Here is a 24,461-nt window from a genome sequence, read left to right as displayed (position 1 = left end):
GCGTCAAAGGAGTGCTCAGCTGCCCTGCAGGCCATTCAGGGCCGCTGCCACCACCCGGTGATCTGTGTCCTGCTGCAGCGGTTGGAGCAGGGCCCGAGCCTGGCTGCCAACGACATCGGCGGCTTGCTCCCGCACCAGCCGGCCCAGGATCTCCGCGCCGCCCACCCGCACAGTGCCGTCACCATCCTCAATCGCCAGCTGGCCGAGCTCTAACAACCAGGCGGGATCAATCCCGGGCTGCTCCGCCAGGGCCGAGAGGATGCTGCAACGCACGAGCCAGGCATTGTCGGCAGCAAAGCTGTCCCTCAACAAGGGCCAGGCCCGCTCCACGCCGTAGCTGGCGAGGGAATTGGCCGCTTCCGCGCGCACATTCGCGTCCTCGTCGTTCCGCAGCAGCCGCTCGAGCAGCGCCCAGCCCGCCTCGCTGCGGCGAACCCCCAGGCCGCTGCAGCTGAGCGAGCGCACCAGGAAGGCCTCCTGCTCAGCGCCAAGCAGCAACAGCGGCACCACCACGGTCTCGGTCTGATCCTCGGGGAACTCCCTCAGAGTCGCCAGGGCGGGCATGGCCCGCATCGGGTCCCCGGAGGCAATCGCCTCGCGCAGGGTTGCCGCATCGGGGCAGGGTCTGTCGTCGGGTTGGGCAGCCATCAGTCGCGCTCCTGGGATGGGCGTTCGGCCCGGGTGCTGCGCAGGGCCATCAACAAGCGCTGACGCCGGCGTCGACGGCCCACCAGGGCGCTGGTCACCAGGGTGATGCCCACCACAATCGCAGGCAGGGCCTGCAGGCGATCTTGCCCCTGACGCAAGAACAGCGCCACCAACCCCAGCAACACCAACAGAGGCGCCGCCAGCGACAACCACACATGGCCCAAAGATCGGATGCGCGAGCTCATGGAGCCTCCGCGGGGATAGGAGCGCTCATCCAGGCCAGCAGGGTGGAGGTGAGCACGCGAATGCCGACTCCCAGGCTGCCTTCATCCGGCAGAAAACGACCGTTATGCAGGGGCGCACATCCATCCGGCCCCGCCACACCCAACCGAAACATGCTGCCCGGCAGCTCCTGCACCAGCTCCGCGAAATCCTCCGCGCCAAGGGACGGGTGCTCCAGGCGCTGCACCTGGGCGCGGCCGATCTGTTCGATGGCACAGCGTTCGAGCAGATCCGTAAGGCCCGGATGGTTGTGCACAGGAGGGGCAATGCAGCGATAGCTGACCGTGGCGGTGGCCCCGAAGCTGGAACAGATCGCTTGCACAGTGTCTTCGATCCAAGCCGGCAACCGACCGTGCAGATCGCAATCCAGGCAGCGCAGGGTGCCGAGCAGGCGCACCCGATCAGCGATCACGTTGAAGGCTTTGCCGCCCTCGATCCGCCCGAAGCTCACCACCACGGGATGCAGGGCATCCAGGCGGCGACTGATCGCCTCCTGCAGACCAGTCACCACCCGAGCGGCGATCCAGATCGCATCCACCGACTGGTGGGGCCGGGCGCCGTGCCCTCCCTCACCGATCACCTCGATCTCCAGTTCGCCTGCCGCTGCGGTAAGGCTGCCGCTGCGCACCCCGATCGTTCCCACCGCAAGGGACGGAAACACATGCACGCCGTACAGGGCTGAGAGACCCTCCAGGGCCCCATCGTCACGCATCCAGCGGGCCCCTTGGGCCAGCTCTTCGGCGGGCTGAAACAACAGCCGCACCCCGCAGGGCAGGGGCGACTCAGCCGCGAGCAAACGGGCCACCCCCAGACCGATGCAGGTGTGCAGGTCATGGCCGCAGGCGTGCATCACCCCCTGACGGCGGGACGCATAGGCCAGCCCCGTGCGCTCCTCGACAGGCAGGGCATCCATATCCACTCGCAGGCCAACCCTTGGCCCCTCAGACGGACCAAGGTCGGCCACCACACCAGTACGCCCCACTCCTTCGCGCACCTGCCAACCGTGCTGGCGCAGCTCCCCCGCCACCAACGCGGCCGTTTGGTGCTCCTCCCCGCTCAGCTCCGGGTGGGCATGGAGATGACGGCGCAGTTCCAGCAGTTCCGGCAACTGCTCGTCGAGGCGAGTGAGCCAGGGATCCATGGGGGTGTTCATCGACTCTCCAGCTTGAGAAACGCGCCCAGGTCGGCCGTGGGGCTCGGTGGCCAGCGCCGCACCGCCAGCAGCCAATCGGCCTGGCGGTAACGGGGATCGAGCCCGGCCGCCGCCGCCCAGTGGCTCTCCGCCTCGCCACCCTGGCCCCGGCGCCAGAGCAGGGCCGACAGGGCCGCTCTGGAATCAGCAAACAGGGGATAGCGGCGAATCAGTTTGCGCAACTCCTGTTCGGCAGCATCCAGCTCACCAAGCTGATAACGGGCCAGGGCCTCGCTGGAGCGTGCCATCGCAAACCCCGGCCGCGCCAGGGCCGCCTGGGCATAAAGCTCAGCAGCCGCCGCCCAGTCGCTCTCGGAGCCGCGCACATTGCCCAGGTTGTAAAGGGCCGAAGCCTCCTGGGGATCCCGCTCCAAGATCCAGGTGTAGTCCGTGGCCGCATCCGACCACCGCTGCAACGCCTCTTCCGCAGTGCCGCGGTTGAGATGGGGATCAATCGCCTCAGGCTCCAGGGCCAGCGCCTGGGTCTGATCGGCGATCGCTGCTTCGGGATCGCCAAGCACCAGGCGCACATTGCCGCGGTTGCTCCAGGCGGCGGCATCCTGAGGCTGGCGCTCCAAATAACGATCCCAGAGGGGCAGCGCCTGGGCTGCCGCACCATCACGACTGGCCGCCAGGGCCCGCTCGAACAGGTCGCGATCTGAGAGGTCTGGAACCGTGACACCCTGATCTGCCTCAACCGGCTGCACCAGCCAGAGCAGTCCCAGCAACACCAGTAGAAGGGCGCGATGGATCATGCCGCTTCGGATCCCTCCGTCGGCCAACCCAGATGTCGACGTCCCGCCTCCGTCACCACTCGCCCCCGGGGGGTGCGTTGCAGGAAACCGAGCTGCAGCAGGTAAGGCTCCACCACCGCTTCCAGGGTGGTGGGATCTTCGCCGAGGGCAGCCGCCAGGGTTTCAAGGCCCACAGGACCGCCGCCGTGTGCCTGCAGCAGAAGCTCGAGCAGACGACGGTCACTGGCATCCAATCCCCGACCATCCACACGATGGAGGCTGAGGGCCTCTTCCACGAGCACGGCCTCGATCGCTCCATCCACCCCGCGCACACACGCCACATCCCGCACCCTCCGCAGCAGGCGGTTGGCGATGCGAGGAGTGCCCCGGCAGCGACGAGCGATTTCGCAACAGGCCGCTGCCGTGAGACGGAGGCCGAGCAGGCCGGAGGCCCGCTCCACGATCGCCTCTAGATCCTCTTGGCCATAGAACTCCAGACGCTGGATCAAGCCGAAGCGATCCCGCAGGGGTGAGCTCAAAGACCCGGCCCGGGTGGTGGCGCCCACGAGGGTGAAGGGAGGCAGATCAAGGGTGCGGGTGCGAGCCGTGCTCCCCTTGCCCACCGTGAGATCAAGGCGCCGATCCTCCATCGCCGGATAGAGCAACTCCTCAGCCACCCGGGTGAGGCGATGAATCTCATCGATGAACAACAGCTCCCGCGGCTGCAGATTCACCAGCAGACCAACGATGTCTCGCGGGCGCTCGAGGGCCGGTGCACTGGTGATCCGGCAGCTCACCCCCAGCTCCTCAGCGAGAACGAGGGCCATGGTGGTCTTCCCGAGGCCGGGGGGGCCATAGAGCAGCACATGGTCGAGGGCATCGCCGCGGCCGATCGCCGCCTGCACGGCGATGCCAAGCACCTGTTTCAGCTCCCGCTGGCCGATGTAATCATTCAGGCGTCGCGGTCGGAGCCCCTCATCGCGGGCTGAAGCGCCATCGGTTCCTGCGAGAGGCGCACCTGCGGAATTCGTACCCGCGGAATTCGTACCCGCGAAATCCTCCTCCTGCGCGGCTGGATCCACCAGACGGGGCACCGCGTTGCGCTTGCTGCGCCCGGAGCCGGCACTGGAAGAGACAATCGCCATGGTGGAAGGGTACCGATGTCTGGATAAGGTCGGGAGATCCAAGACAGCCGGATGGCGAAAGGCGGGGGCAAGAAGGGGGCAGCAGCCAGGGCAGCGGCGAATCGCCTGCTGGCCGATAACCGCCTGGCGCGCCATCAATACGAAATCCTGGAAACCCTGGAAACCGGCATCGAGCTGGTGGGCACAGAGGTGAAATCGGTGCGGGCCGGCCAGGCCAACCTGCGGGATGGCTTCTGCCTCATCCGCAACGGTGAACTGCAGCTGCACAACGTGCACATCTCACCCCACACCCACGCCAGTGGCTACTACAACCACGACCCCCTGCGGGTGCGCAAACTGTTGGCCCACAGACGCGAGATCGACAAGTTGCGGGGCCAGCTTGACCAGAAGGGCTTGGCCCTGATCCCCCTGAACATGCACCTCAAGGGCTCGTGGATCAAGTTGACGATCGGACTGGGCAAGGGCCGCAAGCTGCACGACAAACGAGCAGCAGAAAAGGAAAAGCAGGTGAAAAAAGAAACCCGCGCAGCACTATCCCGTTACTGAATCGTTACTAGTTGGTAACGCCACCGTCTCCCTGGATTGCTCCTGCCGGTGGCGGCGGTGCCAGCGGTTCCTCCTGCGGCTTAGCCGCCCCGGCCGGCTTCGGACCCGGGGGGTCAGCCATGCCATCCACCACACCCGTGGCACCGGTCGCCGGATCTGGAATCGGATTCGGGTCCACCTCCGGCAAAGGCGTTGGAGCGAGACGATCAGCCCGACACGAGAGCGTAAGCAAACCGGAAGAGACCCCTTCATTGGTCACCAGAACCTGGACGGGCGAGCCCGCTTCAGGAGTGAGGGTCACCACCCGCAGCGGGCCCCGGGCTGCGACCACCTCACCATCGGCGCCGTAGACGGTCATCTGCATCAGAGGGGTGCCGTTGATACCCAGCACCAAGCGGCGGCCCGCCGGCACCTGAATCGCAATCAAGCGCGCCCCACCGGAAGGCACACGACTGGAGAGCACCGTTGGCGCACCAGGGCGAGCCTTGAGCTTCTCGATGCGCACATCACCCAGCCCGCGCATAGCCGCGGCATACCAGAGCTGCAGGTAGGGCTCAGGGGGCTTGCTACCGCTCACCACGCCGGGCAGAAGGTTCTGGGCTGAAGCACTCACCAGCTGCTCCACCACCCGGGGATTCACCCCCTGCTTCGTGAGCGCCTCCCGCTGCTTCTGCCAATCCGCATCCTTGAGCTGGCCAAGCCGAGCCCGCAGATCCGGCGGCAGCTGCTCCACCCGGGCCAGCCATTCCTCCGCCAGCTCATTCCAGACCCGGCGCAAGGGAGCATCCTCAAGGGAATCACTCGGCAGGCGCCCGTTCCGCTCGGGGAAGCGGGCAAGCAGGCTGGCATCCACCAGCTGCAAGAACCAGCTGCGGTCAACCTGAAGGGCGCGCAAGCGACTGAGCAGCTGCTGACGCTGATCCACCTCCGCCGGCGGCAAGCTAGCGCTCGGGGCCCGGCCCACCAGATCACGATCCGTGGAGGGGGCACCATCCGGGCTGCGACCACGACTGAGCAGGAACCAGCCGATGGCCGTGCCCAACACCGCCGAAATCAGGAGCGCGCCGACCACCGGCCAGAGGCGCCCTTCAGCGGCCTGTTGACGCGCTTCTGCGCTGGGGCGACTCCGAGCTGAAACAGCCTGATCGCCAGACGGAGATTGGGCTGAAGCGTCTGGATCCCTGCCCAGGGAGGGCAACGCAGGCGTGGGAGCAGGCACGGGCACAGGGACAGGCGCCGCCGGCGCCAGCACCACCGTGCGTTCCGAGAGCGCCTGGGGACCAGTGGATTCGGGCATGACCACGGCCTGCAGCGCCTGCAGCGCCTCGCGGGCCTGCTCGAAACGCTCCCCGGGCCGTTCGCTGAGCAACCGCTCAAGGACCGCGCGATAGGGGGCCTCCAAATTCAAGCTCTCGGGAATGCGCCAGGCGCTGGCAGCAGCAGCACCGTCAGGCCCCAGCAACTGTTCCGGGGGCCTGCCGCTGAGAAGACTCAGGGCCGTGACACCCAAGCCATGGAGATCCATCCAGGCGGCAGCCGCTTCACCGCGGCCCTGGGCCCTGGGGGCATAGCCGGCTGTTGCGCCGGTCAGTGGGCGCAGACCGGCCTGCTGCAGCAGGCCGAAATCCAGCAGCACGGGCAGACCGTCCTGATCCCGGCGCAGCAGATTGCCGGGGTTGAGATCGCCATGCACCAACTCGCGGCCATGCAGCACCGCCAGGGGTGGCAACAGCTGGCGCAACAGCAGGAGCACCTCCCCGGGACCGAACACCAGCTGGCGCTCAGAGCGTTGACGCTGGATCTGACTCAGGCTCTGCCCCTCCTGCCACTCACGCACCAGCCAGAGGGCTCCTTCCTCCTCCAGCAGGCCACCGAAGCGGGGAATCTGGGGATGAAGCACCGCCTGCATCGCAGGCCAGATCGCCCGGAAGCGCTCCTGGGCAGCAGGGTCACGCAGTTCGCGCAACGCCACAGGGGACTCGCCGGCGAGCAAATCAGCGGCGCGCCAGAGCACCCCCTGGGCGGCGGCGCTCAGTTGCTGATCGATCCGATAGCGCTCCGCGAGCACAGATCCGATCTCCATCGTTCCAGCCGCAGTGGGCCGATGGTAGGGGCCCAGCGCCACCTGCACCGCAATTGATCAGCACCTAGGGTCTGCCGCAGTCGCCCGCATGGGATGGTCCTCAGCACGCAGCAGCCCCTGCTGTCTCGCCTGCTGACGGTGCGCCGCGCCAGCGAATCGCTGATCGCCCCCCTCGAACCGGAGGATCTCTGCTTGCAGGGAATGGCCGATGCCAGCCCACCCAAATGGCACCTGGCACACACCACCTGGTTCTTCGAAACCTTCGTGCTCGGGCCGTTTCAGCCAGATCACCGCCCGGCTGATCCCCGCTGGGGCTACTTGTTCAATTCCTATTACGAGACCGTCGGGCCCCGACAACCCAGACCCCAGCGCGGCCTGCTCAGCCGACCGGCGATCGCCGATGTGCTCGCCTGGCGCCGGCGAGTCGATGCCTCTCTGGAGCAACTGTTCAGCGCTGGCGAGGATCGCCGTTGGAGCGGCCTGGTGGAGCTCGGACTGCAGCACGAGCAGCAGCACCAGGAACTGCTGCTGATGGACCTACTCGATGGATTCAGTCGCCAGCCCCTGGAGCCCTGCTACCGCAGCGACTGGGAGGAGGCGAAGGAAGCACCCGGCAGCGAGCGCCGCTGGCTGGAGCATCCCGGAGGCCTGGTCGAGATCGGCCATGCCTCGCATCACGACAGCTTCCATTTCGACAATGAGGGGCCGCGCCACCGGGTCTGGCTGGAGCCGTTCGCGCTCGCGGACCGGTTGGTGACCAATGCCGACTACCAGCAGTTCATCACCGACGGGGGCTACCAGCGGCCGGAGCTATGGATGAGCGAAGGCTGGAGCCTGTGCCAAACGAAAGCGTGGCAAGCCCCCCGCTACTGGCGCCGGGAGGACCCTGACGCACCCTGGCAGTGGGAATTCACCCTGGCGGGCCGACAACCCCTGCAACCGCAACGCCCTGTCAGGCACATCAGCTGGTTCGAAGCGGATGCCTATGCCCGCTGGGCCGGTGCCCGCCTGCCGAGCGAAGCGGAGTGGGAGCTGAGCGCCCGCGAGCGCAGCGATGAGCTCCTTCAAGCCACAGGAGACCTCTGGCAATGGACCGCTAGCCCCTACCGCCCCTATCCGGGCTTCCAGCCGGCGGCCGGGGCCGTAGGGGAATACAACGGCAAGTTCATGACCTCCCAGTTCGTGCTGCGGGGCAGTAGCCGCCTGACTCCCAAGGGTCACAGCCGTCTCACCTACCGGAACTTCTTCCCGCCGGCGAGCCGCTGGATGGCCGCCGGCCTTCGCCTGGCCAGGTAACCAGCCAGATGACCAGTCAGATGAATCTCCCGAGACCTCACGCGATCGACCTGATCGACCTCCATCCCCCCGCCGCCGACATGCGCCAGCTTGTGCGCGATGGCATGGCGCGCCAACCACGCCAGCTGCCGGCCTGGTTCCTTTACGACGCCGAAGGCTCCAAACTCTTTGACAGGATCTGCGAACAACCGGAATACGGGCTCACCCGCACCGAAATCAACCTGCTGGAGTGCAAGGCCCGCGAGATCGCTGCAGCCCTCGGTGATGGCGTGATCGTGGAGTTCGGGGCCGGCAGTGCCCGCAAGGTGGGGCCACTGCTGAAGGCCCTGCAGCCTCCGGCTTACGTCGCCCTCGACATCAGCGCCGACCATCTCCAGCAGGCGATCACCAAGCTGCAGCAGGCCCATCCGACGGTGGCCATGCTCGGCATCTGCTGTGACCACAGCCAACTGGAGACCCTGCCTGTCCATCCCTTGCTGCGGGGCCAGCGACGCCTGGGGTTCTTCCCCGGCAGCTCCCTGGGCAATTTCAACCGCCAGGACGCGGTGGAGCTGCTGCGGCGCTTCCGGAGGATCCTGGCCGGCGGCCCCCTGCTGCTGGGCCTTGATCACCCCAAGCCGGCGTCGGTACTGGAGGCGGCCTATGACGATGCCGCCGGGGTGTCGGCTGCCTTTGCCCGCAATCTGCTCCATCGCCTCAACCAGGATCTGCAGGCCAACTTCGATCCCCAACGCTTCCGCTACCGGGCCCGCTGGCAACCGGAGGCCAGTCGAGTGGAGATGGCCCTGATCAGCCGTTGCCCCCAACAGGTCTCCATCGCCGATGAGCACTGGAGCTTCGACGACGGTGAAACGCTGGTGACCGAATACAGCGTGAAGTACAGCCCTGTAATGGCGATCGAGCTGGCTGCAGAGGCGGGATGGCGCTGCGCGCGCCGTTGGCATGACCCCGACGACAGCCTCTCTCTGCACCTGCTGGAGGCGGCAGACTGACCATCAGTCACCGCGCACCGCTGCCGCCATGAGCCGTGAGGAGCAACGCCGCACCATCCGCCAGCAGCGGGAATCATTGATCGATGAACTGGAAGCGCTCTATCGGCAGGCCTTCGAACGACTCAGCGAGCTGGAGGTTGGGGAAGGATCGGTCGCTCGGCTGACACAGCTTCTGCTGCGCTCCCGTGATGGGGCGATCACCCCGCTGCAGCAGGAGATCGAAGCCCCGTTGATCACCAAAGCCCCCGATGGGCAGGACGACGGCTGATGGCCCCCACCTGGCTGGATCAGCTTGAGCGCAACCTCGAGGAACGCCTCAATGCCTTTCTGCGCTCCAATCCCCAGCAGGAGCAACTGCTGCGCGAACAGCACCTGCGTGATCGGCAGCAAGATCTACAGCGTCGGCGCGCTCAGCTCCAGGAGCAGGCGGAGGAGCACCGCCGCCAGCTGCTGGCCCTCGCCTCAGAGGTGCGCGACTGGCAGGCCCGCTGCAGCCGGGCTCGCGCTGCTGGCGCCAAGGATCTGGCTGGACGGGCTGAGGCCCATGTGCAGAGCCTGATGGACCAGGGCCGGCAGCTGTGGGGCGAACTGGAGGGGCTGGGTCAACAGTTCCAGGACCTGAACACCCAGCTCAACCAGCTCCAGCACACGGCTGCAAAACAGCAACAGGGCCGCAGCCTCGAAGAAGACTGGGCCCTGTTTGAAGCAAAGCAAGAATTGGAGGAGCTGAGGCGCCGTCAGGGCTTCAGCTGATGGATCAGGCCTTGGGAGCCGGGGGCACCAGGCTCACGTTCTCGGGCGGCGGAGTGGGATCGGGATCGGCGATCAGCATGTGCTGGAGCACGATCTCGGGGCGTTCACTGTCGCGCCAGCGGATTCGGTAAGCGGGCATCTTGGTGCCCCGGCTGGTGGTCTGCTCCACCGGCTCCATCACCCAACCGCGGCGAGAACGCCCCTGGGGATTGCGCTTGACCACCGCATCGGCGTGTTTGAAGCGGAAACCTACGCGCTCGCCACTCATGGGAAGAGGACCCTGCCACTGGGTCTAATTATCCACGTTGACGGTTCAGGGCTCTGTACGGGTTTCTGGGCGCATGAGCGGGAAGGCGATCACATCACGGATCGAAGGGCTATCGGTGAGCAGCATCACCAGGCGATCGATGCCGATCCCGAGGCCACCCGTGGGGGGCATGCCCACCTCGAGGGCCTGAAGGAAATCCTCATCCACCCCATGGGCCTCATCGTCTCCAGCCGCCCGCCGGGCCTGCTGATCCTCGAGACGCTGTCGCTGGTCGAGGGGATCGATGAGCTCACTGAAGGCATTGGCGGTCTCCCGGCCGACGATGAACAGCTCAAAGCGCTCCACCAGCCCTGGCTTGCTGCGGTGCTTGCGTGCCAGCGGCGAAATCTCCACCGGGTAATCGGTCACAAAGGTGGGCTGAATCAGCTCCGCCTCCACCCGTTGCTCAAAGGCCTCATTCAGCAACCGGCCCACGCTGTCGGCTTTTTCAGGCACCTCCAGACCAGCGGCCTCCATCGCCGCTGCTGCTGCTGCGCGATCAGCAAAGGCGTTGAAGTCGAGACCGGTGGCCTCCTGCACCAACTCATGCATGGTGGCGCGCCGCCAGGGGGGAGTCAGATCCACCTCCGTGCCCTGGTAGGTGATGCGGGTACCGCCGCAAATCTGCTCAGCCACCGACGCGATCAGCTGCTCGGTGAGATCCATCATGTCGGTGTAATCGGCATAGGCCTGATACACCTCCACCGAGGTGAACTCGGGGTTGTGGCGGGTACTGACACCTTCGTTGCGGAAGATGCGCCCCAGCTCATAGACCCGCTCGAAGCCCCCCACCACGAGTCGCTTGAGGTGAAGCTCCGTGGCGATCCGCAGGTAGAGGGGCAGGTCGAGGGTGTTGTGGTGGGTGATGAACGGACGCGCCTCGGCACCACCGGCCTCCGCCTGCAGCACCGGCGTTTCAATTTCCAAAAAGGCGCGTTCATCGAGCCAGCGCCGGATCGCACTCACCATCAGGGCGCGGCGCCGGAAGGTCTCCCGCGACTGGGGGCTGACGATCAGATCGAGGTAGCGCTGCCTGTAGCGCTTCTCCACGTCCGCCAGGCCGTGCCACTTGTCCGGGAGAGGCTGGAGAGCCTTGGTGAGCATCCGCCAGTCGCTCACCTTCACCGACAGCTCGCCCCGGTCGGTGCGGCGCAGGCTGCCGCGCACACCAATCAGATCACCCGCATCCACCAGGGTGGTGAGCTGGCTGAACGATTCACCCAGGCTGGCCTTCTCCAGATAGAGCTGGATCGAACCGGTTTCATCCGCGAGGGTAAAAAAGGCGAGCTTGCCCATCACCCGACGGGTCATCACCCGACCGGCGACCGCCACCTCCAGCTGCCGCTCCTCTCCATTGGGCAGATCGGCATGGTCAGCCTGGAGCTGATCGGTGCGATGGCTCGGCTCGAAACGCAGGGCGTAGGGCTCCTGGCCAAGCTCGCGCAGGGCGTTGGCCTTCTCCAGACGGGTCTCGCGCAGGTCAGACAAGGGGGCGCATGCAGTCGGCGCCATCCTGCCCGACCAGTCGCCCGGGTTCAGGCGTTGACAGCGGCAGGCAGATCACCCATGCGCTGGGAGGCGTAACCGATCCCGCGCACGGTGAGGATCAGTTCCGGATTGCGGGGATCGGGCTCGAGCTTGCCGCGCAGGCGGGCGACGTAGACATCCACCACGCGCAGATCGGCAGCACGGCGAGGGGGATACCCCCAGAGCTGCTCAAGGATCTCGGCCCGGGGCACCACGCGTCCGGGCTCACGGAACAGCAGCTCCAACAGGCTGAACTCCGTATAGGTGAGGGAAATGCGTTCGCTGCCACGAGTCACCTGACGACGGTTGGTATCCACCACCAAATCACCGACCCGCAGCACCCCTTGACCAACGGGCACATCCCGAGGCTCCGCGGCAGCCGACCCCCGGCCAACCCGGCGAAGGATCGAAGCGATTCGCGCCTCAAGCTCCTTGGGACTGAACGGTTTGGGCAGGTAATCGTCGGCACCCAGATCAAGACCGGCCACCCGCTCGGAGATCGCCTCCAGTGCAGACAGGAAAATGATCGGCACGCAGGATTCGGCCCGCAGCCGACGGCACACCGCAAAGCCATCCAGCTTCGGGAGCATCACATCGAGCACCACCAGATCGGGGCTGTCCTTGTGAAAACGCTCGAGGGCTTCTTCGCCGTCTTCGGCGCAAATCACCTGGTAGCCGGCCAATTGCAGGCGCATCACCAGCACGCGCCGCACGGCAGGTTCGTCATCCACCACCAGGATCGTGGCCTTCGGAGCAGTGGATGGCCCGGGCTCGGGCATGCGAACGCTGCATCAGGAGCCGCAACCCTACCGTTCAGCCCAAACAGAACACGAGCCAAGGGATCACGCCGCCCCAAGGCTTTTGATTCTTTTAAGGATTAAGACCTCTGTTCAGGGCCAACGGGCCTCGGCGTAGCGATTCCACTGCCGGGCCGCCTCGGTCACCGCCTGATCGCTGCTGATCTGGCCGAGCATCGCCCGCTGGAGCTGCGTGTAGATGATGGCCTGCAGGCGCTTGATGCCGGGGCTCGCTGGCACCAGCACCCGGGCTCGCTCCAGGGTGCGGGCCGATAGCAAGCGGGCCTGGCGGATCTGGGCCTCCTGGCCATTCGCCGGTCGCTCTGCCTCCAGCTCCCTGAGCACCTGCTGCAGGGCATCGCGCGAGGAGGGAAGCACCCGGGCCTCCCTGGCGAAACGGGTTTGATTAGGAGCGTTGGTCAGGAAAAGAGCAAGGTCCGCTGCCTGCTGAGGGCGACTGCTCTGACGGGGCACCGCCAGGGTCATCAAGGCGACATTGGCGGTGCCATCCGCACCGGTGAGGGGTGGGAAAGGTTCGGTGCGGGCGGCAATGCCGGGGGCATTGGTTTGGATGCTGCGCAGAAACTCAGCGCCGCTGGCCAGCACCGCCAGCTCACCGCTCTGATAGAGCTCAATCGCTCGCCGCTGCCCCTGGCTCACCACTTCGCGAGGCAGCAAGCCTTCCCTGTAGAGATCACTCCAGAAGGCAAAGGCACGTCGCCCCTCCGGGGTGTTGAAAGCAGCCCGCTGCCGGTCATCCAGCAGGGTCACCCCCATCTGCACCATCGATTCGAGCAGCTCAGCGGAGTCGTCGGGAACCACGGTCACAAACAGTCCATAGCGACCTGTGGTGCGGCGGATCTGACGCGCAAAGGCCGGCACCTCCTGCCAACGCCGGGGCGGCTGCTCTAGGCCTGCCTGCTGAAGCAAGCCACGGTTCACCAGGCTCAGGCGCACAGTGAGATACCAGGGCACAGCGATCTGGCCCGCCTGAGGATCCCTCGCTGCCTGCCAGACCGAGGGCAGGTAGCGCTCCGCCGCTCCCGCGGGCAGCAAGGGCGTGAGGTCCGTCAGGCCGCCCTTACTGGCGAGGTTGGCTGCAAAGGGCGGATTCAGATTCACCACATCCGGCGCGGTACGCGCGAAGACAGCAGCCAGCAGCTTGCGCTCCACCGAGCCCCAGGGCAGGTCTGTCCAGCGCACGGGGTCCTTGGGATGGCCCCGTTCCCAGGCATGGATCACCCCATCCATGTAGGGGTTGAATTTGGGTGCCAGCTGGAGGGTCCAAAGCTGGAGCGGCCCCTGTGGCGCCAGATCCGAGCGCTGGGCCGGCCGGCAGCCCCAACCGATGAGGACCGATCCGGTCAGGATCAGGCCGGTGAACAGGGTTCGGAAGCGAGGCGATTTGAGCATCAGATCAGGCCGGTGCACGTCGACGCCAGATCAGCAATTGCCACGACGCCAGCATCGGCGCCAGCAGGGCGGTGATCAACGCCTGCAGCAAACATTGGCGCCAGGCCCAGTGCTGAAAGAGCGGTGCATCGAGACCCGAGAGCACACGCCATTGCAGCCAGAAACTGAGACCGAGCAGCATGGTGCCAATCCAGGCGAGCAGGCCGAGATTGAGGCTGCGTTCGATCGGTCGGCCCCGCCGCCCGAGCCGCCCCCACCACCAGCCGAGCAGCATCAGCACCGGCAGCTGGGTGAGGCCAGCGCCCCCGAGTCCATCAAGCACCAGCCCAAGACAGGCCGCTGCGATCGTTCCAGACACCGGGCCATCCACCAGCGACCAGGGCAGCAACCAGAGAATCGACCAGCTGGGGGCCACCCCTGAGAGGGTCAGCCAGCCGGGTGTCGCCAGGGTGAGCAAGGGCACCAAAAGCGCAGAAGCGACACAGATCGGCTGTTGGTGAAGGCGCGCCATCAGCGGGTCTGCACCTGCACCCAGTCGATGGCCTCAGGAGACGCCACCAACTGCACCAGGGCCTCCGGTGCCGGAACGGCCCGCCCGTTGATCGACTGAATCACCGCCACTGGCAGGTTGGGGGGCAACAGAGTGCTGGCGGGGGAGGTGCTCACCAGATCACCCGGGCGCGCCTTCACATCCTTGTCGAGAAAGCGCAGCTGGGGATGGCTAGTGCCCAGTCCCACCAGAAGACCGTGTTGCTGAGTGCGAGCCACCCAGACGCCCACCTGGCTGCCCGGTGCGGTCAGCAACCGCACCCTGGACGTCGCAGGGGTGACGCTCTGCACGCGACCCAGCAGTCCACCGGGCCCCATCACCGCATCGCCAGGGGCGATCCCTGCAGCGGATCCCTGCCCCAGCTCCAGCTGCTGCCACCAACCCTCCGTGCGCCGGGAGATCACCGCCGCAGAAACCCGCTTGTCCTTCTCGCTGTTGCGGTCGAGATCCAGCAAACCGCGCAGGCGATCGTTGTCCTGCTGGAGCAACTGCAGGCGAGCCTGAAGCTCAAGGTTGCCAGAGGATTGCAGCCACTCCCGCTGAGCTGACCCTGGCCAGAACGGCCGGCTCAGCAGGGCATAGGCATCAGAGAAGGCCGCACCCTTGCTCCAGCGCACGGCAGCAAGGGCAGCGATCAGAGCAAGCCAGGGCCAGAGACGCCGCCAACTGCGCAGGCGGGTACCCATCGGCCACTGGGAGGAACCCATGGGCTCAGGCCGTCACTGAGTTACGCACGTATTCGGGGGTGTCGAGCACACGCTGCAGACGCTTGTAGTCCTCCAGCACCTGGCCACAACCATTGACCACACACAGCAGGGGGTCTTCGGCGATGTGGGTGAAGATTCCCGTTTCGTGGCTGATCAGATCGCTGATCCCACGCACGAGAGCGCCGCCACCGGCCAGCATGATTCCGCGATCGACGATGTCGGCGGCGAGCTCGGGCGGGGTGCGCTCGAGGGTCCGCTTCACAGCTTCCACGATCACGTTGAGCGGTTCAGCAATCGCTTCGCGCAGGTCACCGGCCCGGAGCTGGATCGTCCGGGGCAGTCCGGAGAGCAGGTGCAGACCGCGCACATCCATGACGGTCTGGTCGAAGTCGTTGTCGGGGAATGCCGAGCCAATCCGGATCTTGATGTCTTCAGCGGTGCGCTCACCAACCACAAGGTTGTGAACCTTCTTGAGGTACACCCCAATCGCATCGCTGATCTCGTCGCCCGCAACGCGCACGGATTCGCTCAGAACAGTGCCGCCCAGGCTCAGCACCGCCACTTCGGTGGTACCACCACCGATATCAACAATCATCGTGCCCACCGGTTCGGTCACAGGCAGACCGGCGCCAATGGCCGCAGCCACGGGCTCATCGATCAGGTGCACTTCGCGAGCACCAGCCAAACCGGCCTCCCGCACAGCACGGCGCTCCACGCCGGTGACGCCGCTGGGGATGCCCACCACCAACCGGGGCGCGACGATGCCGCGACCTTCATTGCCCTTCTGGATGAAGCTCTTGAGCATCTGCTCAGCAGCATCAAAGTCAGCGATCACGCCGTCCTTGAGGGGACGAACAGCCTTGATATTCCCGGGGGTGCGGCCCAGCATCAGTTTCGCCTCATCACCCACCGCCAGGGGCACGCCACGCTCGAGATCAAGGGCCACCACGGAGGGCTCCTGCAGCACGATGCCGCGGCCAGAGACGTAGATCAGCGTGTTGGCCGTGCCGAGGTCGATCCCTATGTCGCGGGACAGCTGGAAACGACGGAAAAGCACCTTGGAACGGCTCAGGTCGGCGAATCATAGGGGCAGTTGAGCGGCCCTTCAGCCCCTGTCCTGATACAAGCGGCCCCGAGGGTGGAACTTCTAAAAAGCAGCCAGGGCAGCCGTCACAGATGGCCGCTTTGGCGCATCATTGACCCAACACACAGGAGACATTCATGGGCGTCAATTCCGTCACCTTGGTCGGCCGAGCTGGCCGCGACCCCGAGGTGCGTTACTTCGAATCCGGAAGCATGGTGGCCAACCTCACCATGGCCGTGAACCGCCGCAGCCGCGACGACGAGCCGGATTGGTTCAACCTCGAGATCTGGGGCAAGCAGGCCCAGGTCGCCGCTGATTACGTCAAGAAAGGATCCCTGCTCGGAATCATCGGCAGCTTCAAGCTCGACCGCTGGACCGACCGCAACAGCGGTGAGGAGCGCAGCAAACCCGTGGTGCGGGTGGATCGCCTTGAGCTGCTGGGTTCCAAGCGCGACAGCGAGGGAGCATCAGGTGGCTTCGGCGGCAGCCCCAGCGAAGAGGAAGTGCCCTTCTGAGCTGAGCAAGGGGCAGAGGAGTCCACCTTTTGGGACTCCGCATCTGCCCCTTGACCAGGTCAACGAGCTCAGATCAACGGGCTCAGATCAATGGTTCAGTGGCCGGATCAGTCGGCGGTGTTGCGGCGGCGCCAGATCCTCAGGCCGAGCCAAATGGCGGCCGCCAACAGGGCGATCACCAGCACCACCTTGATCACCTTCGACACAGGGTCGATCCACAGCTCCACGTTGCTGTAGCTCTCCCCCAGGGCAACCCCAGCCAGGGTGAGCAGCAGGGTCCAAATCAAGCTGCCGGCGGTGGTCCAGATCAGGAACGGCGCCATCGGCATCAGCTCGATTCCGGCTGGCACCGAGATCAAGGTGCGGATCCCGGGCACAAGACGTCCCCAGAACACCAGGGCGGTGCCGTAGCGGCTGAACCAACGACGGCTGCGGGCCAATTCCTCTGGGCTGATGCCGATCCAGCGGCCGTGGCGGCTGAGCCACTGCTCGATCCGCTCTTCATTGATCAGACGGCCAATGCCGTACCAAGGCAAAGCCCCGAGCACGGTGCCAATCAGGCCCGCCAGCACCACCGGGATCAACTGCAGCTGGCCCTGCTGCACGTAAAAGCCCCCCAGGGGCATGATCAGCTCAGAGGGAATCGGTGGGAAGAGATTCTCGAGAAACATCGCCGCAAAGATGGCGGCATACCCGGCCCAGGGGTTGGCTTCCACGGCCTGACCGATCCAGTCCGGCAGCTGGGTGACGAATTCAGAAAGCCCCATGGAGCCCGCGCACGTTGGCGCAAGTCTTCCATGGGGCGGGAACAGCGCTGATCGCAGGGATCAGTAGCGGTAGTGGTCAGGCTTGTAGGGACCTTCCACAGGCACATTGATGTAGTGGGCCTGGTCCTTGCTCAACTCGGTGAGCTTGGCGCCGATGCGGTCGAGGTGCAGGCGGGCGACCATCTCATCGAGGTGCTTGGGCAGCACGTACACCTGCTTGTCGTACTCATTCCCCTTGGTGAAGAGTTCGATCTGAGCCAGCACCTGGTTGGTGAAGGAGTTGCTCATCACAAAGCTGGGGTGACCCGTGGCGCATCCCAGGTTCACCAGACGGCCTTCGGCGAGAAGGATGATCCGGTTGCCGCTGGGCAGGCTGATGTGATCGACCTGGGGCTTGATGTTCTCCCACTCGTACTGCTTCAGGGAAGCCACATCGATCTCGTTGTCGAAGTGACCGATGTTGCAAACAATCGCCTCGTTCTTCATCTTGACCAGGTGCTCGTGGCGGATCACCTGGTAGTTGCCGGTGGCGGTCACGAAGATGTCCATCTGATCGACGACGTCCTCGAGGCGGACCACGCGGTAGCCCTCCATCGCCGCCTGCAGGGCACAGATCGGATCGACCTCAGCAATGCAGACGGTGGCACCAAGGCCGCGCAGGGACTGGGCGGACCCCTTGCCCACATCGCCGTAGCCCATCACCAGGGCCTGTTTGCCGGCCACCATCACGTCGGTGGCGCGCTTGATGGAGTCGACCAGCGACTCACGGCAGCCATAGAGGTTGTCGAACTTGCTCTTGGTGACCGAGTCGTTGACGTTGATGGCGGGGAAGGGAAGTTCGCCGCTCTTCTGCATCTTGTAGAGACGGGCCACGCCGGTGGTGGTCTCTTCGGTCACACCTTGGATCTGCGCCTTGGTGCGGCTGTAGAAGCTGGGATCTTCGGCAAGCTTCTTCTTGATTGAAGCGAACAGGAAGGTCTCCTCCTCATTGGAGGGGTTATCGAGCACACTGCTGTCTTGCTCAGCCTTGCTGCCCAGCATCACCAGACCGGTGGCATCACCACCGTCGTCCAGGATCATGTTGGGGGAACCGCCGTCGCCCCAGGCAAGGATGCGGTGGGTGTAATCCCAATACTCCTCAAGGGTCTCGCCCTTCACAGCGAAGACGGGGATGCCACGGGCGGCCATGGCGGCAGCAGCGTGATCCTGGGTGGAGAAGATGTTGCAGGAAGCCCAGCGCACTTCGGCGCCCAGCTCCACCAGGGTTTCGATCAGAACGGCGGTCTGGATCGTCATGTGCAGGGAGCCGGCGATGCGGGCACCCTTCAGAGGCTTCTCGCTGCCGTATTTCTCGCGCAGGGCCATCAGACCGGGCATCTCGGTCTCGGCGATGTCGAGCTCCTTGCGCCCGAACGCGGCCTGGTTGATGTCCGCAATGATGTAGTCAGCGGCGACCTGCAGGCCGGTCGTTGCCGTGGGTGTTGCCACCATGAGTTAAAGCTCCCTGGGGAGAACGTGGACGGGAATCTCTGCAGAGTCGCCGAGGCTTCGGGCTCGCCAGACCTTCAATCTACAGATGGCACCTGGATCCTCGAAGACCTGGAAGCCACCCGCGCCCTCGGCCTCGCCTTGGCAAGGCGTCTACCGGCTCGATCGCTGCTGCTGTTGCAGGGCCCGCTTGGCGCTGGCAAAACCTCGCTGGTGCAGGGTCTGGCGGCCGGCCTGGGCATCGGGGAACCGATCACCAGCCCCACCTTCGCCCTCGCCCAGCACTACCCCAAAGGCACCCCGCCGCTGGTGCATCTCGATCTCTATCGATTGGAGCTCCCCAGCGCCGCCGATGACCTGTTTCTGCAGGAGGAAGAGGAGGCGACTGCCATGGGTGCCCTGCTGGTGGTGGAGTGGCCCGAGCGGCTGAGCCTCGCCCTACCTGACGCCTGGCGGTTGGAGCTCAGCCACCGGCAGGGTGTAGGTGCACAAGCTGAGGGACGACTGGCGCGGCTATGCAAGCCGGTCGTTCAGGCGGAGACTGGAGCGGGCGCCTGAGCCAGAAAAGCCTCCACATCGGCGGCTGAGGGCTGGGGGTCGATCCCTCCAGCCCCGGCGCACACGAGCGCACCACAGGCTGCTGCGAACCGCACCACCTGCTCCACCACGGCCCCATGGAGCGCCAGGGGCTGCCCAACAGCCGGGGTCAACCGCACCAGCTGATGCAACAGGCCTGCGGTGAAGGCATCACCGGCACCGGTGGTGTCCACCACCCGAGGGGGCGCCAGCACCGGCATCGCTCCTGTGTGACCGGCAATACACCAGCGCACGGGATCGCCGCCGTCGGTGACCACCACATCGGGGCGTTGGGGCAGCGAAGCGCTGATCACCGCAGGATCAGCACTGCTGAAGAGCCAGTCGGCCTCCTCCCGCGCCAGTTTGAGCAGCGCTGCCCGCTCCAGCAGGGGAGCCATGGCCGCCAGGGCGGTCGGATCAGGGCCCGCAGCCGGGGAAGCGGAGGGATCCCAAAAGGTGGGCCGCCAGTTCACATCAAGGGCGATGCGCACATGATCGCGATTGGCCTGAGCCACAGCTGCTTGCAGGGCCGCGGCCGATGCCTCGCTCGCCAAGGGGATGGTGCCAATCAACAACCAGCGCAGGGCCGAAGCCAGGGGTGCCCAGGCCACCTCAAGGGGGGCTCGATCCAAGGCCTGGTCGGCGAAACCGTCGCCGTGATCGCCGGCGAACCCCTGAAACACACGCTCGCCATCGCTGTGTCGGCGCACCAGCACCACCCGAGTCGGACGCTGCGGATCCCACTGCAGGCCGCGCAGATCCACATGACGATCCTGAAGCAGTTCATGGAAGCTGGCGCCGATCGCGTCATCACCGAGCCGGCCAACGAAGGCGACGGGCGTGCCCAGCCGCGCCAGGGCGCAAGCCACATTCGCAGGAGCACCACCAAGCCGGTCATCGCAGTCTTCGAGGGCAGCGCTGGAGGGATCGCCACCGGGGGGACCGAGTCGATCCACCAAGGCCTCTCCGAGACAAAGCACCTGCGGCGACAACTCAGCCATGGCGGGAACGAAGAGATTCCTGCAGCGTGGCCAGAGAGCAGCCAACTGCCAACAGCTCTTTCCACTCAACAGCTACTTGCGATCCACAGCTGTTTGCGATCAACAGGCATTGGCGATCAACAGCCTTAGCTCGCCTGGGGCAGATCGACTGTTGAGTCAGGGGTGGAATCAGGGGTGCAGTCTGCGGTGGAGTCGTCCGCAGAGCTGCCAAGGCGCTCCTGGAGGGCCGCGATGATCCGCGTATTGGCGGCAGGGAAGGGATAGGCGTCGAGGTCTTCAGGCCGCACCCAACGCACCTGCTGACTGGCCAGGGGCTGCGGTTCGCCTGAGTTCCAACGGCAGAGATGCACCTCAAAGCGGAGCTTTTTGTGGCTGTAGGCATGCTCGAGGCTGATCAGACACTCACCCACCTCCACCTCAATCGCCAGCTCCTCGCGCAGCTCCCGACTGATGGTGTGCTCAATGGCTTCACCCGGTTCCTGCTTGCCGCCGGGAAACTCCCAAAGCCCCCCGAGCAATCCCTCGTTGAGCCGTTGATCAATCAGCACCTCGCCGGCATCGTTGAGCACAACGCCTACCCCGATCACCTGAAAGGGAATGGAGCGGGAGGGTTCGGCCACAGGAAAGGCATCAGGCGTGCCGGAAGCGTAAGCAGCGCAGCGGTCCTGCCAGGGACAGCGGCTGCAGGCTGGATTGCGCGGCGTGCAGAGGGTGGCGCCCAGATCCATCAGAGCCTGATTGCAATCGCGGGCGCGGCCTGGCGCGGCGGCAATCAGCGCCTCACTCCACCGCCAGAACTGAGCCTGCGAACGCATCGGAGGGCGCGGATGGGCCTGCAGGCGCGCCAGCACCCGGCGCACATTGCCATCAAGAATTGCCACGGGGCTGTTGAACGCCGAGGAGAGAATGCCGCCGGCGGTGCTGCGTCCGATGCCGGGGAGCTCCAGCCATGTCTCCAGATCCTGGGGCCAGGCAGCGGGATCCGCGGAAGCTACGGAGCCAGGCCGGCCGGCCGTGATCTGCCCCTGCATCTGCCGGGCCGCGGCCAGCAGCCGCCGGGCACGGGAGTAGTAGCCCATGCCCTGCCACTGCAGCAGCACCGCCTGCTCATCAGCAGCGGCCAGGGCCTTCAGCGAAGGGAAGGCCGCCATCCATCGCTGCCAGTAGGGCAACACCACCTGCAGCTGGGTCTGCTGCAGCATCACCTCGGCAATCCAGCACTCCAGGACATTGAGATGTTCATGGGGCTCGGGCCACCTTCCGTCCTTGGTGAACATCCACGGCTTCAGCGCAGGATCCTTCCGGCCGTGGACTTCCCACCAGGCCAGCAGGGAGTGACTGAGCTCAGCCGCTAGAGGACTGAAGTCGCGATGCTCAGCGCTGCGTCGTTGACCCATCAGGCAGCGACCCAAGCCTGGTCACTGCCCAGCAGCTTTCCCGACAAACCCAAGCGCTGCAGGATCCGACCGATCTGCGCCGGAGCCAGTGGCTTTCCCGTGCTGCTGAGCTTGCCAACCCCTGCAAGCGCATCAGCCATGGCCCTGTAGCTCAAGCCTGCACGAACCATTGGCTCAAGAACCCCGCGCAGTCCCTCCGCCTCAGCAATGGCCTTCTGCTTGCGCTCCGACGCCTTCTGAGCAGCACCTTCCCGGTACCCCCCAAGACACACGCCTCGGGCCTTGGCCGCGGCCAACGCTTCTTTAGTTCGCTCGCTGATCCGACGTGCCTCGAACTCAGCAACGCTGGCCATCATCGTGAGAACCATCCGACCAGCACTGGTGGTGGCATCAATGTCTGGCAAGTCGCAGAAGATGAAGCCACCCATCCCGTTCTTTTCTGCCTCGTTGGCGAGCTTCAAGACGAAGCCAGCATCACGAGCCAGACGATCGATCTTGGCAACAGCAATGACAGCCTTCTCCGCGCGAGCCTGAGCCAGAGCCGCGGCCAACTGAGGACGATCGTTCTTCCGACCGCTCTCAACCTCCACGAATTCAGCCGCAATCACAGCCCCCCGCTCGGAAGCCATTACTTCAACCTTGGCCCGCTGCGCTTCGAGGCCCAGGCCGGAGTTTCCCTGGCGATCTGTACTGACCCGGTAGTAGGCCAGCCAACGACTCGGACTCAGAGGACGATCAGGCAAAGACAACGGGAATCCAGTCGGTTGTTCCACAAGTCTACGTCGGTTGAACCTGTAACAGCGAACTTTATTGATGGGTAGTCAGCGCATGCCATGAAGGCCGACGCTGAACTCAATAAAGCCCCGAGTTATCCACCTTCAGAGCTACCGAGTTCTCCAGCACGATTCGTGCTGTCTGCGCATCGATGCCAGCAAGAGCCTGGAACTGGTCTGGACAAAGCTCAACTCGCGATAATGCGGAGCTTGATCTCATTTGTCTCCTAAAGGAATCCATGAAGGCTTCGCGTTTTGCGCACCTGTGTTCAACTGCCTTGCGACAGAGCTTGGTCGGAGCCTTCGTGGTCGTCTCTCTGCTTTCAGCGAGTCAACCGGTTGAGGCGCATGGTGATGCGAAAGGGGATGGTGAGATGCCCGTCACTAGTGGTGCGACCGGGCCACAGATAACGGTGTATCGATCGGCGAGTTGCGGTTGCTGTACGTCATGGGGATCCCACATCGCTTCAGCGGGATACCGCATTGAGGACCATGTCACCGAGGACATGGATGCCGTGAAGAAGGCGCGTGGTGTCAGTCCGCAACAGGCTTCTTGTCACACCGCTGTGGTGGAGGGATACGTGATCGAAGGGCATGTGCCTGCTTCTGCGATCCACCGTCTTTTGTCGGAACGGCCCAATATCCGTGGCCTGGCAGTTCCAGGGATGCCAATGGGTTCCCCTGGGATGGAGGTGGCAGGCGTTGAGGCTGAACGTTTCGAGGTGCTCGCTATTGCCCATGACGGAACAACCTCCGTCTTTGCGCGCTACTGAGCGGTTTCAGGGAGACCGCTTCGGGGAACGGGGGTCATCGCGATGGTTTTAACAGCATCGCTGCACCCGAAACTGTGACGATGACGGTGAGCCCACCCAAGAGCATTGGGTAGACGGGCTGAAGATTCAGAACACCGAAATTCCCGGTGTGGATCTTCAGCAGCCAGAAGGCATCAATGTCTTGCTCCAAGAGCAAGCTGTAGAGAGATCCCGTGCCTGCGGTGATCAGCAACGGAACAGCGGCGATTGGAACCAGCCAACGGTGAACTTTGCGTGCTCGCCGTGAAAGCGGTCGTTGGTTCATTGCTTGCGAAGTTGGCGGTGGAGTTTACGCTCATCTGCGCAGGGCATCCACTTTCCGTTGTTCTGATGCAGCGTATTGCAACCAATCTCACTGGCACGTTGTTGCGCGTCAGCTTTGGATTGGTAGATGCCTTTGCTGTGAGCATGGCTGGCCATGGGATGGACAACGAAAGCAGCGACGAGGGCGAATGAGATGGAGATCCATCCCATCATCGTTGTGGTGAAGGCATTAAAAGTGATTGCTTTCACAGCGCGAAAAGGCCATCAAATTTGTAGTAGTCCGGCTTATTCAGTCCTCCGCTTTGCAGCATCTTGCGGAGTTCGATGATCTCTTTGCGCTGGGCGACGATGATCTCGCGCGCCAGGCGAAGGACGGTGGGGTTGGTGGAGTTTTGCCGAGCCTCATGTGCCATCTGAAGTGCGCCTCCATGGTGCTCAATCATTCCCTCTAAGAACCACTGCACCCTGTTGTCGCGCGTTGGCTTCGTTCCCGACATGCGCATCGCGGCAATCACATCAGGACTCATGCGCACCAGATCTGCCATGGAGTTGGGGTCCCCGTTAGGGCGCAATGCCACGGGATAAACCGGTGCATCCGGATACCAGGCCTTGCGCCATTGGCGCATCGCCTTGATCTCACGGGCCTGTTCGTCCCAGATGCTGTTCGCAAGGGCTCCCACCCCAGGGGCGCCGATATTGAAGACGTACTCACTCATCCGCAACGCACCGGCGTGGTGCTCCACCATGCCATCGATAAAGCGCAGGTCGTAGGTGCTGCCTGCAGGGCCCACCGAATGGTCATGCCCATGGTG

29 protein-coding genes are annotated in these 24,461 nt (G+C 64.9%); 8 read left to right on the top strand and 21 right to left on the bottom strand.

What is annotated here, in order from left to right:
* Window positions 1-15 precede the first annotated feature (15 nt).
* Genes CWE17_RS06810 through ruvB form a run of 5 tightly spaced genes read right to left on the bottom strand, consistent with a single transcriptional unit; the run spans window position 16 to window position 4,001 of the window.
* Complete coding sequence (locus CWE17_RS06810) at window positions 16-648, bottom strand: HEAT repeat domain-containing protein (protein WP_131455639.1); 633 nt, start codon at window positions 646-648, stop codon at window positions 16-18.
* Window positions 648-893, bottom strand: a complete 246-nt coding sequence (locus CWE17_RS06805; RefSeq protein WP_131455637.1) for a DUF3188 domain-containing protein — start codon at window positions 891-893, stop codon at window positions 648-650. Before CWE17_RS06805 ends, CWE17_RS06810 begins: the two co-directional genes overlap by 1 nt.
* Complete coding sequence (locus CWE17_RS06800) at window positions 890-2,071, bottom strand: amidohydrolase (protein ID WP_131455972.1); 1,182 nt, start codon at window positions 2,069-2,071, stop codon at window positions 890-892. The genes CWE17_RS06805 and CWE17_RS06800 overlap by 4 nt, the downstream gene beginning before the upstream one ends.
* 8 nt (window positions 2,072-2,079) lie before the next feature.
* On the bottom strand, window positions 2,080-2,877 hold the full coding sequence (locus CWE17_RS06795; RefSeq protein WP_131455636.1) for a tetratricopeptide repeat protein: 798 nt from the start codon (window positions 2,875-2,877) through the stop codon (window positions 2,080-2,082).
* Entirely contained in the window at window positions 2,874-4,001 is a 1,128-nt protein-coding gene (gene ruvB, locus CWE17_RS06790) for a Holliday junction branch migration DNA helicase RuvB (protein WP_131455635.1), read from the bottom strand. Before ruvB ends, CWE17_RS06795 begins: the two co-directional genes overlap by 4 nt.
* Before the next feature lie 51 nt (window positions 4,002-4,052).
* On the opposite strand from ruvB, the gene smpB reads away from it, so the two are divergent.
* Window positions 4,053-4,547, top strand: a complete 495-nt coding sequence (smpB, locus tag CWE17_RS06785) for an SsrA-binding protein SmpB (RefSeq protein WP_131455634.1) — start codon at window positions 4,053-4,055, stop codon at window positions 4,545-4,547.
* A 7-nt stretch (window positions 4,548-4,554) separates the two neighbouring features.
* Here smpB and CWE17_RS06780 read toward each other — a convergent pair whose 3' ends face one another.
* Window positions 4,555-6,630 (bottom strand): protein kinase, encoded by a 2,076-nt coding sequence (locus CWE17_RS06780; RefSeq protein WP_131455633.1) that lies wholly within the window; start codon window positions 6,628-6,630, stop codon window positions 4,555-4,557.
* A gap of 93 nt (window positions 6,631-6,723) precedes the next feature.
* Here CWE17_RS06780 and egtB point away from each other — a divergent pair, with 93 nt between their 5' ends.
* Genes egtB through CWE17_RS06760 form a run of 4 tightly spaced genes read left to right on the top strand, consistent with a single transcriptional unit; the run spans window position 6,724 to window position 9,671 of the window.
* The gene (gene egtB, locus CWE17_RS06775) at window positions 6,724-7,926 is read left to right on the top strand and encodes an ergothioneine biosynthesis protein EgtB (RefSeq protein WP_206338364.1); all 1,203 of its coding nucleotides are present in this window, start codon (window positions 6,724-6,726) and stop codon (window positions 7,924-7,926) included.
* Between the two features lie 20 nt (window positions 7,927-7,946).
* The gene (gene egtD / locus CWE17_RS06770; RefSeq protein ID WP_240789294.1) at window positions 7,947-8,918 is read left to right on the top strand and encodes an L-histidine N(alpha)-methyltransferase; all 972 of its coding nucleotides are present in this window, start codon (window positions 7,947-7,949) and stop codon (window positions 8,916-8,918) included.
* 28 nt (window positions 8,919-8,946) lie between these two features.
* Entirely contained in the window at window positions 8,947-9,186 is a 240-nt protein-coding gene (locus CWE17_RS06765) for a hercynine metabolism small protein (RefSeq protein WP_131455967.1), read from the top strand.
* Complete coding sequence (locus tag CWE17_RS06760) at window positions 9,186-9,671, top strand: hercynine metabolism protein (protein WP_131455632.1); 486 nt, start codon at window positions 9,186-9,188, stop codon at window positions 9,669-9,671. Before CWE17_RS06765 ends, CWE17_RS06760 begins: the two co-directional genes overlap by 1 nt.
* Window positions 9,672-9,675: 4 nt before the next feature.
* Here the strand turns inward: CWE17_RS06760 and CWE17_RS06755 are convergent, their stop codons facing one another.
* From CWE17_RS06755 to CWE17_RS06725, 7 genes are all read right to left on the bottom strand, one after another.
* Complete coding sequence (locus CWE17_RS06755) at window positions 9,676-9,939, bottom strand: hypothetical protein (protein ID WP_131455631.1); 264 nt, start codon at window positions 9,937-9,939, stop codon at window positions 9,676-9,678.
* Between the two features lie 45 nt (window positions 9,940-9,984).
* Window positions 9,985-11,466 carry a lysine--tRNA ligase gene (gene lysS / locus CWE17_RS06750; RefSeq protein ID WP_131455630.1) on the bottom strand — a complete coding sequence of 494 codons (1,482 nt, stop codon included), beginning with the start codon at window positions 11,464-11,466 and terminating at the stop codon, window positions 9,985-9,987.
* Window positions 11,467-11,513: 47 nt separating this feature from the next.
* Window positions 11,514-12,284 carry a response regulator transcription factor RpaB gene (gene rpaB / locus CWE17_RS06745; RefSeq protein WP_131455629.1) on the bottom strand — a complete coding sequence of 257 codons (771 nt, stop codon included), beginning with the start codon at window positions 12,282-12,284 and terminating at the stop codon, window positions 11,514-11,516.
* 111 nt (window positions 12,285-12,395) lie between these two features.
* The gene (locus CWE17_RS06740) at window positions 12,396-13,715 is read right to left on the bottom strand and encodes an ABC transporter substrate-binding protein (protein WP_131455628.1); all 1,320 of its coding nucleotides are present in this window, start codon (window positions 13,713-13,715) and stop codon (window positions 12,396-12,398) included.
* A gap of 4 nt (window positions 13,716-13,719) precedes the next feature.
* Complete coding sequence (gene mreD / locus CWE17_RS06735; protein ID WP_131455627.1) at window positions 13,720-14,226, bottom strand: rod shape-determining protein MreD; 507 nt, start codon at window positions 14,224-14,226, stop codon at window positions 13,720-13,722.
* Window positions 14,226-14,972, bottom strand: coding sequence for a rod shape-determining protein MreC (gene mreC, locus CWE17_RS06730; RefSeq protein ID WP_131455626.1), 747 nt, complete (start codon window positions 14,970-14,972; stop codon window positions 14,226-14,228). Before mreC ends, mreD begins: the two co-directional genes overlap by 1 nt.
* Before the next feature lie 4 nt (window positions 14,973-14,976).
* Window positions 14,977-16,029 carry a rod shape-determining protein gene (locus CWE17_RS06725; RefSeq protein WP_131455625.1) on the bottom strand — a complete coding sequence of 351 codons (1,053 nt, stop codon included), beginning with the start codon at window positions 16,027-16,029 and terminating at the stop codon, window positions 14,977-14,979.
* Between the two features lie 164 nt (window positions 16,030-16,193).
* On the opposite strand from CWE17_RS06725, the gene CWE17_RS06720 reads away from it, so the two are divergent.
* On the top strand, window positions 16,194-16,571 hold the full coding sequence (locus CWE17_RS06720) for a single-stranded DNA-binding protein (RefSeq protein WP_131455624.1): 378 nt from the start codon (window positions 16,194-16,196) through the stop codon (window positions 16,569-16,571).
* 107 nt (window positions 16,572-16,678) lie between these two features.
* Here the strand turns inward: CWE17_RS06720 and CWE17_RS06715 are convergent, their stop codons facing one another.
* Window positions 16,679-17,338: a DedA family protein gene (locus CWE17_RS06715; protein WP_131455623.1), complete on the bottom strand. Its 660-nt coding sequence runs from the start codon at window positions 17,336-17,338 to the stop codon at window positions 16,679-16,681.
* 60 nt (window positions 17,339-17,398) lie between these two features.
* Window positions 17,399-18,829: an adenosylhomocysteinase gene (ahcY, locus tag CWE17_RS06710; RefSeq protein ID WP_131455622.1), complete on the bottom strand. Its 1,431-nt coding sequence runs from the start codon at window positions 18,827-18,829 to the stop codon at window positions 17,399-17,401.
* 24 nt (window positions 18,830-18,853) lie between these two features.
* Between ahcY and tsaE the strand changes: the two genes are divergently transcribed.
* A complete protein-coding gene (gene tsaE, locus CWE17_RS06705; protein WP_131455621.1) occupies window positions 18,854-19,384 on the top strand; it encodes a tRNA (adenosine(37)-N6)-threonylcarbamoyltransferase complex ATPase subunit type 1 TsaE in 531 nt (176 codons plus the stop codon).
* Here tsaE and CWE17_RS06700 read toward each other — a convergent pair.
* The 3 genes from CWE17_RS06700 to CWE17_RS06690 all read right to left on the bottom strand — a co-directional run bounded on the left by CWE17_RS06700 (window position 19,357) and on the right by CWE17_RS06690 (window position 22,549).
* Complete coding sequence (locus tag CWE17_RS06700; protein WP_131455620.1) at window positions 19,357-20,403, bottom strand: carbohydrate kinase; 1,047 nt, start codon at window positions 20,401-20,403, stop codon at window positions 19,357-19,359. The genes tsaE and CWE17_RS06700 overlap by 28 nt on opposite strands.
* Before the next feature lie 125 nt (window positions 20,404-20,528).
* The gene (mutT, locus tag CWE17_RS06695) at window positions 20,529-21,800 is read right to left on the bottom strand and encodes an 8-oxo-dGTP diphosphatase MutT (protein WP_131455965.1); all 1,272 of its coding nucleotides are present in this window, start codon (window positions 21,798-21,800) and stop codon (window positions 20,529-20,531) included.
* A complete protein-coding gene (locus CWE17_RS06690) occupies window positions 21,800-22,549 on the bottom strand; it encodes a recombinase family protein (protein ID WP_236629520.1) in 750 nt (249 codons plus the stop codon). The genes mutT and CWE17_RS06690 overlap by 1 nt, the downstream gene beginning before the upstream one ends.
* A 530-nt stretch (window positions 22,550-23,079) precedes the next feature.
* Between CWE17_RS06690 and CWE17_RS12375 the strand changes: the two genes are divergently transcribed.
* On the top strand, window positions 23,080-23,346 hold the full coding sequence (locus CWE17_RS12375; protein ID WP_236629519.1) for a DUF411 domain-containing protein: 267 nt from the start codon (window positions 23,080-23,082) through the stop codon (window positions 23,344-23,346).
* 34 nt (window positions 23,347-23,380) lie between these two features.
* On the opposite strand, the gene CWE17_RS06680 is transcribed toward CWE17_RS12375, so the two are convergent.
* From CWE17_RS06680 to CWE17_RS06670, 3 genes are all read right to left on the bottom strand, one after another.
* On the bottom strand, window positions 23,381-23,650 hold the full coding sequence (locus tag CWE17_RS06680; RefSeq protein WP_131455619.1) for a hypothetical protein: 270 nt from the start codon (window positions 23,648-23,650) through the stop codon (window positions 23,381-23,383).
* Window positions 23,647-23,805 carry a DUF3721 domain-containing protein gene (locus CWE17_RS06675; RefSeq protein WP_236629541.1) on the bottom strand — a complete coding sequence of 53 codons (159 nt, stop codon included), beginning with the start codon at window positions 23,803-23,805 and terminating at the stop codon, window positions 23,647-23,649. The genes CWE17_RS06680 and CWE17_RS06675 overlap by 4 nt, the downstream gene beginning before the upstream one ends.
* 89 nt (window positions 23,806-23,894) lie before the next feature.
* The coding region (locus CWE17_RS06670) for a DUF305 domain-containing protein (protein ID WP_131455618.1) at window positions 23,895-24,461 on the bottom strand (567 nt) is incomplete at its 5' end.

Origin of the sequence: Synechococcus sp. BS56D, from assembly GCF_004332405.1 — a bacterium.
In the GTDB taxonomy this organism is placed as follows: domain Bacteria; phylum Cyanobacteriota; class Cyanobacteriia; order PCC-6307; family Cyanobiaceae; genus Synechococcus_C.
Note: the sequence above shows the minus strand (reverse complement) of the source record. Positions and strands in the feature narration are given on the sequence as shown.